General features: G+C 48.1%; 12 protein-coding genes and 1 pseudogene. 8 read left to right on the top strand and 5 right to left on the bottom strand.

Annotation, left to right across the window (positions count from 1 at the left end; genetic code table 11):
• Window positions 1-55: 55 nt before the first annotated feature.
• Together V6C93_RS06000 and V6C93_RS06005 are read right to left on the bottom strand one after the other, a co-directional pair.
• Window positions 56-616 (bottom strand): single-stranded DNA-binding protein, encoded by a 561-nt coding sequence (locus tag V6C93_RS06000; protein ID WP_333475744.1) that lies wholly within the window; start codon window positions 614-616, stop codon window positions 56-58.
• Between the two features lie 298 nt (window positions 617-914).
• A complete protein-coding gene (locus tag V6C93_RS06005) occupies window positions 915-3,464 on the bottom strand; it encodes a mannose-1-phosphate guanyltransferase (RefSeq protein ID WP_333475745.1) in 2,550 nt (849 codons plus the stop codon).
• 512 nt (window positions 3,465-3,976) lie between these two features.
• Between V6C93_RS06005 and V6C93_RS06010 the strand changes: the two genes are divergently transcribed.
• The 3 genes from V6C93_RS06010 to V6C93_RS06020 all read left to right on the top strand — a co-directional run bounded on the left by V6C93_RS06010 (window position 3,977) and on the right by V6C93_RS06020 (window position 6,526).
• The gene (locus tag V6C93_RS06010) at window positions 3,977-4,168 is read left to right on the top strand and encodes a hypothetical protein (RefSeq protein ID WP_333475746.1); all 192 of its coding nucleotides are present in this window, start codon (window positions 3,977-3,979) and stop codon (window positions 4,166-4,168) included.
• Between the two features lie 34 nt (window positions 4,169-4,202).
• Window positions 4,203-5,045, top strand: coding sequence for a cobalt-precorrin-6A reductase (locus V6C93_RS06015; protein ID WP_333475747.1), 843 nt, complete (start codon window positions 4,203-4,205; stop codon window positions 5,043-5,045).
• 473 nt (window positions 5,046-5,518) lie between these two features.
• Complete coding sequence (locus V6C93_RS06020) at window positions 5,519-6,526, top strand: DnaJ C-terminal domain-containing protein (RefSeq protein ID WP_333475748.1); 1,008 nt, start codon at window positions 5,519-5,521, stop codon at window positions 6,524-6,526.
• A gap of 187 nt (window positions 6,527-6,713) precedes the next feature.
• Here V6C93_RS06020 and V6C93_RS06025 read toward each other — a convergent pair whose 3' ends face one another.
• The gene (locus V6C93_RS06025; protein WP_333475749.1) at window positions 6,714-7,409 is read right to left on the bottom strand and encodes a uracil-DNA glycosylase; all 696 of its coding nucleotides are present in this window, start codon (window positions 7,407-7,409) and stop codon (window positions 6,714-6,716) included.
• Window positions 7,410-7,723: 314 nt separating this feature from the next.
• On the opposite strand from V6C93_RS06025, the gene V6C93_RS06030 reads away from it, so the two are divergent.
• The gene (locus V6C93_RS06030) at window positions 7,724-8,461 is read left to right on the top strand and encodes a phosphoribosyltransferase (protein WP_333475750.1); all 738 of its coding nucleotides are present in this window, start codon (window positions 7,724-7,726) and stop codon (window positions 8,459-8,461) included.
• 83 nt (window positions 8,462-8,544) lie between these two features.
• Window positions 8,545-8,853, top strand: coding sequence for a hypothetical protein (locus V6C93_RS06035; protein WP_333475751.1), 309 nt, complete (start codon window positions 8,545-8,547; stop codon window positions 8,851-8,853).
• A 15-nt stretch (window positions 8,854-8,868) separates the two neighbouring features.
• Here V6C93_RS06035 and V6C93_RS06040 read toward each other — a convergent pair whose 3' ends face one another.
• A complete protein-coding gene (locus V6C93_RS06040) occupies window positions 8,869-9,243 on the bottom strand; it encodes a VOC family protein (RefSeq protein ID WP_349262625.1) in 375 nt (124 codons plus the stop codon).
• A 110-nt stretch (window positions 9,244-9,353) separates the two neighbouring features.
• Here V6C93_RS06040 and V6C93_RS06045 point away from each other — a divergent pair, with 110 nt between their 5' ends.
• Both V6C93_RS06045 and nblB read left to right on the top strand, forming a co-directional pair.
• Window positions 9,354-9,821 carry a CBS domain-containing protein gene (locus V6C93_RS06045; RefSeq protein WP_333475753.1) on the top strand — a complete coding sequence of 156 codons (468 nt, stop codon included), beginning with the start codon at window positions 9,354-9,356 and terminating at the stop codon, window positions 9,819-9,821.
• A 140-nt stretch (window positions 9,822-9,961) separates the two neighbouring features.
• Entirely contained in the window at window positions 9,962-10,627 is a 666-nt protein-coding gene (gene nblB, locus V6C93_RS06050; protein WP_333475754.1) for a phycobilisome degradation protein NblB, read from the top strand.
• 198 nt (window positions 10,628-10,825) lie between these two features.
• Here the strand turns inward: nblB and V6C93_RS06055 are convergent, their stop codons facing one another.
• Window positions 10,826-13,111 carry an FdhF/YdeP family oxidoreductase gene (locus V6C93_RS06055; protein ID WP_333475755.1) on the bottom strand — a complete coding sequence of 762 codons (2,286 nt, stop codon included), beginning with the start codon at window positions 13,109-13,111 and terminating at the stop codon, window positions 10,826-10,828.
• Between the two features lie 429 nt (window positions 13,112-13,540).
• Between V6C93_RS06055 and V6C93_RS38105 the strand changes: the two are divergent.
• Window positions 13,541-13,841, top strand: a pseudogene (locus V6C93_RS38105) (reverse transcriptase domain-containing protein); the annotation flags it as partial.

Consider the following 13,841-nt stretch of genomic DNA (forward strand, 5'->3'; position numbering starts at 1 on the left):
TAACGCTAGATTTAGACTTAGCAAACACACCCTGGCTTGTTTCACCGTAATTTGGCTAGAAGGGAATATCATCTAAATCTTGTTGACTATCTGGAGCTGTAGTGGTTGTGGTGCGAATGCTCGGAGTTTCATAAGATTGATCAGTCGCTGAAGAGGCGTAGTCTCTATCTAGTTCGCTGGTATTAGACATGGGTGCTGATTGCCGAGGCGACCTTAAGGGTACAACCACATTATTAGACTTTGGAGAAGAAACCGATGCTGGAGCGTCATTTGTTGTAGCTGGTACGGCGACATGGGGTTCAAATAGAGTATCAGCCCCTAGTTTGTAAATGCGAGCAGCGGTTAATTCCGCTCGCTTTTCCTTAAACCCTTCCGGTCGCTCAATGGTATTCATACCTAAACGACCTTCAATCAGCACGCGATCGCCGGCTGAATAGTTTTCTTTAATGGAATTAGCCAAATTCCCCCAACCCACTACTCTTAAGCGGGTCGGTGGGTCTTCAGCTCGTTGGCTGGGAAACTCCACTAGCATCTGGGCAATGGGAGTTTGGTTATCAGCCGTGTAACGAAGTTCTGGATCTTGAATGATCTGTGCCATCAAGATGCAGCTATTCATTATGAAATCCTCCTTGGCGCTTTTGGTGATCGACCTGCTAGGCGAGAAGCCTTGCCTTAGTTTCCGAGTCGCGCTTGCTATTGGGCGATCAGTTGCAGGCGGCGGACAGGCTCTCCTCTACTTTACGAGTAGCAGGTAAAAAAAAAGATAAAGGAGTCCGTGAAATTTTTCAGCGTCCTCCTCATCCATAATAGAACAAGCGTACCAAAGCCGTTAATTTAGTTGGGAGCTGGGTTGAAGGCTTAGTCAAGCATCCTGCCCCCATTACGGCAACAGGATACTCTCAAAAGCGGCAGTTCTATGATGTCATCGCTTCCACTTTGGGAGGTTCTACAAAACCCTGCTCGTGCTGTTCAACAAAGTCTTGGACGTAGTTACGATACTTGCGCAAGCTTTCATCGACCCAATCTCGGTCATCGCTGTTGGCAAAGATGTGTACCAGAGGTTCGCCAGCATCTGGCAAAATCAACACCCAACTGTCTGTTTGGTAATCGACAATTTTTACACCATCAACTAGTTCTAAGTTCTCGTTGGGATGAGTTTCTACAAGATGGCGCATGAGGGCACCTTTCACCGTCCAAGGGCAGCGAACTGTATAGGTCTTGTGACAAACACGGGGGAGATCGGTACGAATCTGACCGAGCGATCGCTCCTGTATGGTTAGCATCTCAATTAACTTAGCCATACAGAACATCGCATCAAAGCCGGGATGGAGATGTGGGAAAATGAAGCCCATTTCTCCGCTACCGCCCAACACGACATTGGGATTGGTTTGAGATGCCTCCATCAACGCGGTTGGATTCGCTTTGGTGCGAATCACTTTGCCATCATGGCGTCGAGCAATTTGTTCAACGGCACTTGATGCCTGTACGGGTACCACCACTGTGCCTCTGGGATTGGCGGTGAGCATGACGTTGACCATCAGTGCGGTTAACATCTCGCCCCGAATCGGGATTCCCGATTCATCCACCAAAATCAGCTGTTCTCCATTCGCCGACACCTGTGCGCCAAAATTCGCTCTCAGTGCTTCGACAACGTGACCCAACTGCGCGAGCAATCCCTCCCGTTCGTGGGTCGAGAGTCCCATTTGGTTCAAACTGGCATTGAGAACGACCGCATCACAACCAAATTTTCCTAGCAATTGCGGAAGTACCGCCCCCGAAACCGAGTAACCGTAGTCAATCACAACCTTGGAACCACTGTTGCGAATCGCTTCAATGTTCAGATGCCGGGTAAACCCAGTACTATAGAGATCGTTTACTTGACTGGGGTAGCCCACATTGCCGATTTCATGAATTTGCGATCGCCGCAAGTCTTCTTTGAAATAAGCCCCCTCGATTTTCTTCTCTTGCCCCTTCGAGATATTGATTCCCTGGGCATTGAAAATCTCGATGAGAATGTAATCCGGGCGGTCTGGGTGAACTCGAACGTGAATTCCTCCGACCACGGAAAGGGTGGGTATCACTAAGCGAGCGATCGGAATGGCTGTGTGTTCCAAATTCTGAACATGGACTCCCACCGACATCAAGCCAGCAATTAAAGCCCGCGAAACCATGCGGGAGATACTGCGTTGATCGCGAGATATCGCGACTTGGGAACCCGGTTTTAAGGTCGAGCCATAAGCGGCTCCCAACTTAACGGCAAATTCCGGAGTAATGTCAATATTCGCCAATCCTTGAACACCGCGCTGACCGAACAGATTCCGTTGAGCCGTTTGCCCCCAAATCAAATTAATATTCAAAGTTGCCCCCGATTCAATCCGCTTACAAGGCCAGACACGCACACCTGGGCTGACTAGCGCTTCTTCACCGATCGTGGAAAGGGGTCCAACTACGGCACCTTCCAATACGTGAGCGCGACGGTCTACCCTCGTGCCTCGGCAAATCACACAGGCGCGTAGATGAGCTTCGTCGCCAATGATCGCGCCATTCCAAAGAATGGGACGCTTCAGGTCAGCATCTGCGCCAACGGTCACATTATCGCCAATCACTGTTCCAGCTTCGATCGTCACTCGTGGACCAATGCGGCAGTTACTACCGATGAGTGCTGGAGTTTCAATCTTGGCAGTTGGGTCAATGTATGTGTTCTGACCAATCCACAATCCTGGTTTCCGTTCTTGGTAAGCAAAGTCTAGGTCTACCTTTTGGTATAGGCCGTCATACTGCGCTTCGCGGTAGGCATCTAGGTGACCGACATCGCACCAGTAGCCTTCTGCGATGTAGCCGTACATGGGCTCACCTTTAGCTAGGAGCAAGGGAAACAGATCTTTTGAAAAGTCACATTCCTCATTAATCGGCAGATAATCTAGAACAGAAGGTTCTAGAATGTATGTCCCAGTATTGACGGTATCCGAAAAAATTTCGCTTGTGGAAGGTTTTTCTAAAAACCGCCGAATTCGCATTTGTTCGTCTGTGATCACGACCCCAAACTCAACGGGATTGGGAACGCGGGTCAGAACTAGAGTGGCTTTTGATTTATTGCGCTTATGAAATTCAATCGCAGCGCTCAGATCGAAGTCGGTGATACTGTCACCACTGATGACTAAAAACGTGTCATCGAGTAATTCGGCAATGTTTTTGACACAACCTGCCGTACCTAGAGGCTGGTCTTCTTCAACGGCGTAGGTCATTTGTACTCCAAAATCACTGCCGTCTTGGAAGTAGTCTCGCATGACATCGGGTAGATAGTGCAGCGTTGCTACAACCTCTGTTATGTGATGTCGCTTGAGCAGGTTGATAATGTGTTCAGCGATGGGTCGATTTAGGATCGGGACCATCGGCTTGGGAAGATCGCATGTCAGCGGCCTTAGACGTGTTCCTGAACCGCCAGCCATCAGCACTGCTCGCATAAGTCCTCCTAATTTGGGCGCTTCACGGTGTAATATCGTGAGATTTAAGTTTTGTTACCTATTTTTAATAGTCTCCTATATCTTGGGAATTAGGGTACCCCCCCACAAGATACAATTCTACATAAAATGGTGATATTTACTCTTGACAAATTAATGATACATGTGAATGTATCTAAATAATAGATGTCTCATCAGCCATACATCTGTGAGCAATACTTGTCTTGATCTGAAGGCTGGAAGGTGGAGTGCTGCTCAAATTGGGTAGAAAATTGTAGCTACGGATACTGTTTATCAGCACTTGGGAGATAAGCGTGACGCCACAACTCTCGCCTAGATAGACTAGAACTGAATCAATGCTACTTTGATATTTCTGGTGGGTAGCTGTAGCTCCCTCCACTGGGTTAATCAATAGAAATCGCTTGCAGCAGGGTAGCTTGGAAAGGAGGCGAAATTTGAAGGTCGAAAAGCTTAGACGCGGTGAACCTTAGTCAGTTGTTATAGGGGTTGATTGCATGATTCAATTATCAGTTTTGATTTTGCTGGGTATTTACGGGTACGGCGTCTGGAAGTTCTGGAAAGGATTTGAACGAACAAACTACAGCCGCAGTTTACCCAATCGCATTACGTTGTCACTGTTGTGGCCAGCTTTAATTATTGCCAATAAGTCTTATCGCAGAAACTTTACTAAATCTCTTAAGGGATAAGGATGCTCTGTAGTTTGTTGCTCCTGGCACGAACTTGCTAGATAGTAGCGATCGCTCCTTGAGGCGGTTCCCTTTGGGTAAGCGCTTGTGGCTCATTGGCGGTACGAGTGAGAGTGTGGCTTTAGCTCGTGCGATCGCCTCTCTTACTCTGCCCTGTACCGTCACTGTGACAACATCTGCTGCTGAGGCTCTTTATCCTAAAACCCCGATGCTCAGGCTTCAAGTGGGGCATCTGAAGGTCAATGAGCTAGAGCAATTTTTGCAAGAACAACAGATTACTGCCATTCTCGATGCCTCCCATCCTTATGCGGTGGAAGTATCAAAAATGGCAACAAGGGCGGCGACTCAGCGGAAAATCCCGTACCTGCGTTTTGAACGCCCAGCTGTTAATGCTCCAGACGACAATTTACAGGTAATCTGCCTAGAAAGCTTTGAGGCGCTTTTAGCAGGAGACTACCTCCTAAAGCAGCGAGTCATGCTCACCGTGGGTTATAAAGCCTTACAACTATTTTGCAGCTGGCAAGATAGGTCAACGCTATTTGCCCGGATTTTACCGAGTGTTACGTCTCTTGAAGCTGCTCTAGCGGCTGGATTTACTTCAGATCGGATTATTGCCCTTCGTCCTCCCGTGAGCGCTGAGTTGGAAAAGGCACTTTGGCGTCACTGGGAGATTTCACGGGTGGTAACAAAGGCGTCTGGTACGGCTGGAGGAGAAGAGATGAAGCGAACCGTTGCCGCTGAGTTAGGTATCCCGATCATCGTCATTGCTCGTCCTACCGTTGACTATCCTCAGCAAACGAGTGATTTTTCTGTAGCATTGGAGTTCTGTCAAACTCATATCAACTCAGTTCAACATAACGCTGAAAGCACGGATTAGTTAGTTATCGGCAAGGTGTGGAAATTGCGATCGCTTGGATGAGAAAGAACCGAACTCAACCCGCTTGGCGGCTTTGTTACCCTAGCTTTGAGGTAAATAGATTATATTTTCCTGACTATTGGCTGACTTAGTGTAGGAAGTAACCCGCTTGCTAAGGCTAAAAACTATTGCTGAGTATCACTTTCGCTCAATGGCGATCGGAAAAGACAAAAGCCTTAACTTAAAACAGGAACCAGTATCTATCTGTCAAGCTCAGCTGTTAGGCCAAGACGTTTCACCTCACCCTATTCCACCCCTGATTCATAGGGAGAGAAGTTGCCTACTCCTGGACGAGGAGAGATTAAGGGGGTCAAGACGGAGGTGTAGTTAGAAATCAACGCTTGGATGTGGAAACGGTTGCGGCGTCCTTAGAGTCAGCATAAGAGAAAACTTAGACTAAATACTTAAGAGTAAGAGTAAAGGAGAAACCCTTCATGGCTGCGACCGATTTCAAAGACTATTACGCCATCCTCGGAATCAATAAAACTGCTAGTGCGGATGAAATAAAAAAGTCCTTTCGACGGCTAGCCCGGAAGTACCATCCGGACATGAACCCTGGTGATAAACAAGCAGAGGCTCGATTTAAAGAAGTCAGCGAAGCTTACGAGGTCTTATCTGACACAGACAAACGCAAGAAATACGATCAATTTGGTCAGTATTGGAAGCAAGCGGGACAAGGATGGCCTGGTGGTGGAGTCGGCAGTGATGTCAGTAGCTTTGACTTTAGTCAGTATGGCAGTTTTGACGAGTTTATCAATGAGTTGCTAGGTCGCTTTGGCACCGCTCCAGGAGGCAATACCCGTCGGACTTACACCTATCGCACGAATAGCGGTGGTTCTACTGGGTTTAACGATTTTAGTAACTTTAGCGACTACTCAGGCTTTGAAAATAACACGACCGGAGCGGGTGGCGATCGCGAAGCAAGCATTGCTCTGAGCTGGTCTGAGGCGTTCCAAGGTGTGCAGAAGCGTCTGAACTTGGGTCATGAAGTCATTGATGTTCGGATTCCCGCCGGTGCCAAACCTGGAAGTCGCATTCGGGTTCGAGGCAAAGGTCAGGTAAATTCCTATAACCAGCAACGCGGAGATTTGTACCTGGATGTAGAACTCAAACCGCACTCATTCTTCCAGTTCGATGGAGATAATCTGATTTGCGAAGTACCTGTGACGCCAGATGAAGCCGTGTTGGGGGCGTCCATTGAGGTACCAACACCCGATGGAACAGTGAAGGTGAATGTTCCTGCGGGTATCCGTTCGGGTCAATCCTTGCGGTTACGTGGGAAAGGATGGCCCCGTCCCAAAGGTGGACGTAGTGACCAACTGGTGAGGATTGTGATTGTACCGCCGAAAGACCTTACACCCATCGAGCGAGATTACTATGAAAAAATCCGCGCCAACCGCAGCCACAATCCTCGTCAGGATTTATCACAGGTTCGACTTTAATAGACAGCTCCACTCAAAGGAGCTATTTAACTCGGATTGGGTATCATGCCTGAATACCACCGATTAGGGGCACGACATGTCGTGTCCCTACAAAATTCGTGTATTCCCCCAAATAAATTATCCAAGGCGTGCAGCTAACTCCGACTTGGCAGCTTGAGTAATGAGTAATTTTTTGTATTGCAAGTCCCTAGAAGCGAATTTCATCCAATTTGGCACGTACCACCTGGATATCTTGCCACATTAGCCACTTTGGCGCTCCCTTCTCCCGTGAAGGATTGCGCAGCAGGTAAGCCGGATGGAGAATAGGCATACACAAACGCCCTTCCCACTCAATCCAAGTGCCACGAATTTTAGTGATGCCGCGCTTTTCACCAATTAAGCCTTTTACGGCTGTAGCACCCGTCAGCAAAATAATCTTTGGGTCTACTAAACGAATTTGTTCCAATAGATAAGGCTTACAAGCTGCGATTTCATCCGGAGTAGGAACTCGGTTACCCGGTGGTCGGCATTTTACGACATTACAAATATATACATCCTGCTCACTGTCGAGCTTCACAGACTCTAGAATTTTCTCTAATAAATGCCCTGCTTTGCCGACAAATGGCAAACCAGTTTCATCTTCGTTTTGACCCGGTCCTTCTCCGATAATCATGATGGGCGCTTGAGGGTTGCCTCGCCCAACAACAGCGTGGGTACGGGTGGATCCTAAGTCACATCGATGGCAAGCATTGCAATGTTGTGCCAAAGGCACCATTGAGTCGTAGGTGCCGGGAGGAACCGGAATTTTGGCATTAGTCGGGATTAGCTCGAATTGAGAGTCAGCGGGCGTTGACTCATTAAATACTGACTCGTCAAATAAGCTCAATTGTTCTTCGCTGGACATGAATCTCAAGGCGTTGTATCAGGGCAGAAGCACACAGTTTTTAGGAGAGCAAGAAGCCTTCTAAATTCTAAAGGGAATTCACGACCGCAACAGAATGATGATGAAAATGCAATATTTTTTGTAAAGAATCACCCCTTGAGTGCAGGGCAGCTTAAGCTAAATCAGTCATCATGGGGGCAAGCAAGCTGTGCTTTGAATACCGTTTTGCTTTATTTCTTCTAGAGTTTAATTTTACAAAAAAGCAACTGGCGAGGGTCTAAAATCCTCGCATTCACAAGCCACAATCCAAAATGGTATAAGTGCCGGAGGAAACCATGTCGTCTGCCCCGCTGTTTAGCGATCGCGCCGATGCCGGAGAACAGCTGGCGGGGTCGCTTCTTACTCAAATCAACCAGCTTCGGGAAGCTGGCGTTTCAGCTGCACCCATTGTGTATGCACTCCCTCGCGGCGGTCTTCCCGTAGGGGCCGCCGTAGCACGTAAACTGAACTGTCCTTTGGATATTGTAGTGGCTAAAAAAATTACCATGCCCCAGAATCCAGAATTAGCCATTGGTGCGGTAACCTCAGAAGGGCATGTTCTTTGGTTACGGCAAAAGCGAATAACCAAACGAAATGAGCGCTTGTTGCAAACAGCTCTACGTCAAGCTCAGGAAAAAGCCCAAGCTCAGCTAAAGCAGTTCTCTATGGGTTGTCCTTCCGTAAATCCCCAAGGTGCTTTGGCGCTTTTGATTGATGATGGAATTGCCACAGGAATGACGATAGCAGCGGCAACACAAGCCTTGAGAGCGAAACAGCCGACACAGATTTGGATTTGTGCGCCGGTAGCGCCTGCTGGACTGATGAATTGGTTGCCAGAGTGGTGCGATCACGTTGTTGTTTTAGAGACACCCAAGCAATTCTTGAGCGTTAGCCGTTTTTATCAGCAATTTCCTCAGGTGGAAACGCAGGAAGCCTTGAGTTATTTACAAACCCATAATCAGCTCCTGCTCAGTGAGAACGATACATCTTCATCATCTAGGGCTAGCCAAACCTGCGATGCTGAATTATTGTAACCAGTAGCTCTAGCCTTGGCAAACTGTGTTGGTTTTGAGCAAACATAGGGTAACTAACATCTAACAACTACTGTTAATTAGCAATGAGATATTGGAACTGGTGGTGGCGCTCTTTAATTTTTTCCATCCAGTACGATCCACCTGGGTTTGTTGAGTATTTGATGATGTCATTTGCGCTAGGTTTAGGCATGAAGTGGTTTTTCTCACCGGAATGGCCTTACCTAGTACTCAGCTCAAGCTTTGTCATTGGCTCAGCCATATCAATGTGGGTACGCGAGCTAATGATGCCTTCATCTCGTAAGCCTATGGTACTAGCATCAACGCTGCTGTTACTGGCCTATAGCGTTTCTAGCTTTGTTTACCTAGCGAGGAATTACGCATTCTATAAATGAGACTGTCATCAGTTGTCAGCAAATAGACTGGTGCAGAATTAAACGATTACCGACTGGGTCGTAAGCGTAAATTTCTCGACCGTGAGAAGCTGTGGTAATTTCTCCGGGAGGCGGGTATCCCATGCTTGTTAAATGAGCGATCGCATCTTCCAAGCCATCCACTTCTAAACACAAGCTCATGCCACTTTGGGTAGAATTTTCAAATTCTTGCAAGTGGTTCGATTTCGGCTGAAAGATTCCCAACCGTAACCCAGTCAACTGAAACTCAGCATAGACATTCGGAATGTATGGTTTGGGTTCTTGAGCAAGCAGTTGGCTATAAAACTGAACCAGAGTCTCAGCATCAGCCGCCGCTAGGGTGATAAAAGCATCGGTGTAGTGAAAAATCATAGAGGGTTGTGTCTTACGCCAGAGTCGCTGAGGAAAGAAGAAGCTCGATGCTACCCGCAATTCTTTACAATGGATAGGTGTGACTTATTTAAAGAGCGAACAGCCTGAGTATGGCCAAAACCGTTGCCGATGTCATGAGCCGTGACCCCATCACGGTTAAACCGCAAACGCCGATCAAAGAGGCAATCAAAATTCTTGCAGAACAACGCATCAGTGGTTTGCCGGTGGTGGATGACGCAGGCAGTTTGGTGGGCGTCATTTCTGAAACAGATTTGTTGTGGCAGGAGACGGGTGTTGAGCCTCCACTCTACATCATGTTTCTGGATAGCGTGATTTTTTTAGAAAATCCAGCTCGTCACGAGCAAGAACTTCACAAGGCGCTGGGGCAGACGGTTGGGGAAGTGATGAGCACGAATCCCGTTACTGTCAAGTCCGATCAACCCTTGCGGAAAGCGGCGAAGCTGATGCAGGAAAAGTCAATACGACGGTTGACGGTGACTGATGAGCAAGCGCAGGTGATTGGTATCCTCACGCCTGGGGATATTATGCGGGCGATGGCTGCTGAGTTTAATGAATAAGTAGATACTCGGCACTCCTCACACTTGGTACAGGATTCCTGGTTTAATGCATGAAAAGGGCAGCAGTTAAGTTGGGCTTCAACCCAGTCATGACTGCTGCCCTGTTCAATCACTAATTTATCAATAACAAACAAATACCAATGAGCGTTACTCGTGAGTCTGTTCAAGAGCTGCTAAGTTCTGAGGACTTTGGTCAGCGTATAAGTGGGGTCAACCAGTTACGTCAGCTGGAACCTGCTGTAGCGTTTGAGCTAATTCAACCGGTAGTGACTGATGCCAATACTCGTGTCCGATATGCGGCGGTGAGTCAGCTGGATACGTTGGGGAGTCAGGATTTACAAACCACGTTAACGATATTGCGCGATCGCTTACTCAATGATCAAGAACCAGATGTTCAAGCCGCAGCCGCTGATGCTTTGGGAGCACTCAAGCTGACAGAAGCCTATGAAGATATTCAGCAGCTTTATCACCAGACTTCTGAGTGGTTGGTGCAGTTCAGCATTATTGCTGCATTAGGTGAAATGGGCGATCCACGCTCTTTTGAGTTATTGCAGGAAGCACTTAACTCTGAGACGACGCTTGTACAAACGGCGGCGATTAGTTCCTTGGGAGAGTTAGGCGATGTACGTGCTGTACCGCTTTTGATTCCCTTCGCAACGGATTCAGATTGGCAGATTCGCTTTCGGGTCGCACAGGCACTGAGTAGGCTGGGCGGTGTAGATGCACACTCTACACTGGAAACCTTGACGAAGGATGAAAACCAGGAAGTCGCTAAGGAGGCACGAGCGGCTTTACAGTCAAGTTGAGGCAACCCGTTGTCACTTTGTAGAGATGTTCCGGCGGAACGTCTCTACGACTAATATCATGTCCAGCTAATTGCCCTAATAAAAATTTCTCTGCGTCCCCTTGTCTGTCCTAACAATGGGTATTCAACCAGACATGATCTAAGCTGTTCGTTACAGCAGATTGCAGGTTTGTGAAGTACAGTAACAGCAGCTGGTAAATCAGTATTCGTTAGACTCTGCATACACCAAAGCCGACACTCGTTTGTAAGCTGGCGTACCCGATCGCGTCTCAGTCCGCGCCTTGAAAATCGCGTTGACTTCAGGATAAAACATTAATGCTGCCCCCTGACGCACCGCACCATAGATCACCTCAACGTTCTCCAGCTTGCCCGCATCGGCTTGAACAGTGACCCTTTGATGTTCTCGCAACCCCCCACTTTCCGCATCAGCACGGTTCATTAAGATACAGTTGCGGTGAGGCATACCGCGATACTGGTCACCGATTTTGTAGACAACCGTGTTGTGCTGGGAATAGCTGCGTGCCGTGATCAGTGCTACAACTACACCCTGAGTCTCCTCAGATATCCCGAAGTCTTTAAGCTCTGGCAGCATGAGTTTGGGCAGAGGCGTAACAAACATCGAGGCTTTACCGGACGGTGTGGGGAAGTTAGGCTTTGTTAAGATTCGCCCACCAATCGTAAACTCCTCTTTGGTTTCATCGATTGTCGCCATCTTCTCAAAGCCTGGAATAGTCTGAGCAATCAGTTGGCGTATATACCTTGGGTTTTGCAGTTGCCGCCAGTTGACAGGAGCGTCGCCGTGCAGTCGGTGAGCCAGTTCCGTCAAAAACGCTACCTCTGGAATCAAATCCGCGTTTTTCAGATGAGTTTTACCTTCATCGCTCAAGCGCACAAAATTGTTGCCCGACTCAGTTGTGATTTTATAGGGCTGCTCAAATCGATTCAGCACCGGAATCACGATCGTGTTGTGCTTTGCCAATCCGTGAAAATGTCCCAGGTTCGGTTTGGTTGCCAGATAAATGATCGTTTCGATATTGCCCAAGGCGCGTTTGGCTTGTGTTGAGTCAGGATTTGCTCCATACAAATTGCCCCCGACACAAATCAGCGTATCGACCTTCCCGGCATCTGCTGCTTCAATCAGGTGGCGGGTGTGATACCCCTGCACTCGGCTGAGTGGTCGTCCTAATAGCGCTTCTAAGGCTTGCTGAATTTCTTGCTTGAGTTTAACCGTGACGCCCATTGATCCAAAGCCCTGCACATTCGAGTGTCCTCGAATCGGCATCACGCCTGCCCCTTCTTTGCCCACATTGCCCGTGAGCAGAGCTGTGTTGGCAATGGCATAAACGTTATCTACGCTGTTCTTGTGCTGTGTAATTCCCATTCCCCAACCAAAAACCACCCTTTTAGAGGTGCCGATAATGGTTGCGGTAGCTTCAATCTCGGTTTGAGAAACGCCACAGGTTGTAGTAATGGTTTGCCAATCGGTCGATTGGGCGTGTTCAATTACTAGTTCCCAGCCCTCGGTGTGGGCTTGTAAATAATCAGTTTGGACGAAGTTCTGTTCAATCAAAGCCTTTTGAATGCCGACAAACAGAGCAGTATCGCTGCCGGGAATCGGTTGAAGATACAGCGAAGCAATATCAGAGCCGGTGAACAAAGACTTAATCGGAAAAGCAGGAGAACCAAATTTGACCAACCCAATCTCCATGATCGGATTGATCACAATTACCTTACCGCCGCGATCGCGCAGTTTGATCAGTTCGTTCATGAAGCGGGGTTGGTTATAAGACGGATTGCCGCCAGCCAGCACCACGCAGTCGGCTTTCTGCAAGTTTTCCAGGCTCACCACTGAGGTGCGGGTGCCAAACATTTGGTTTAACCCGGTAGTTGAGGGAGCATGGCACAGATCGGAGCAGTCGGCCAGATTATTAGAACCTAGCGATCGGATCATCAACTGCAATACATAGGCGGCTTCGTTCGATGCCCGACCCGAACTGTAAGATGCCACTCGTTCTGGCGGTTTGCGAAAGGCAGCTTCAGCAATTTGATAGATCTCGTCCCAGGAAATGCGCTCATAATGAGACGAGCCTTTGCGCACAATCATGGGGAAACTTAAGCGTCCTAAGCGATCGGCTTCCATTGAGGTGAGCTGTTGCAGTTGCTCGACGCTCTGCTGCTCAAAAACAGAGGCGGGAACGGCCGGCTTGATTTCGGCAGAAATCGCCTCTACGCTCTTCATACAGCGCTGGAGTTTTTCCCCGTCTTCGTTTGTGAAACCGCCTTTCTGTCCTCCAGTTCCCCAAGAACAAGACGGGCAAGCGCTTTTATGGAGCAACGTTTGCCAAAGTTTTGGTCCTTCTGGCGACAGCGTATGCTCTGCCCAATATTGAATGACGGGCAAACCACCACCAATATCTGGAGTTTCAGCGTTCTTCTCGTCAAAGGGCGGTGTGGGTTGGAGGTTCTGCTGTGCGTTTACGTCCATAGTTGAGCCACAATAGTTCCGAAACAATACTAGGAGAGTAACTGAGCTGCATCTGTCTTTGGGTTTGATGTGCATTATGAATGTATTTCTGCACTTCGGTCAGCTACCTGATTGATTGGTAAAATCTGCTAAGCTGTTCCACATTTAACTTGCCATAATGGCATTCCCCTTATTCTTCAGTTTCCGCTGCCATGTGATAATGGCTCTCCCGACTCCTTGAGGCCAAATGTATATTTGGTGAAAAACACTTATCTGGTGGGTTAGGGCGCGAATCAAAACTCAGAAGTTCATTCCCGCCACAATTTTAAATCGTTAGTGGCAAGAGTCTAGGGAATCCAGTGTGTTGAATTGGCTCCTCCTAAAAGGACAAAACAATCTGTTGAGGGAACGAATAAAAACACAGTTTGGGTTTAGGGACGGTCGAATCCCAAATGCTTTGACAGGATTAACCACTCTGCCTAATGAACGAGCTTATTGCTCCTCAGAGCATAAGGCTAGGTATCTTGAGATGCCTTAAAGCTGGAGTAAGTCCGGAGTTTCCCGAACAAGGAACTCCTCAAGGTGGGGTAGTGAGTCCCCTGCTAGCCAACATTGCTCTCAACGGGATATAGGAGATTGACCAGTCTGTTCGTTATGCGGAGGACATGGTAATTATACTCAAACCCGAAGATGATGCCGAGACTGTACTCAACAAGGTCCGTAATTTCTTCGCTCAACGAGGATTACAAGC

The organism is Allocoleopsis sp., assembly GCF_036703385.1.
GTDB lineage: Bacteria > Cyanobacteriota > Cyanobacteriia > Cyanobacteriales > Coleofasciculaceae > Allocoleopsis.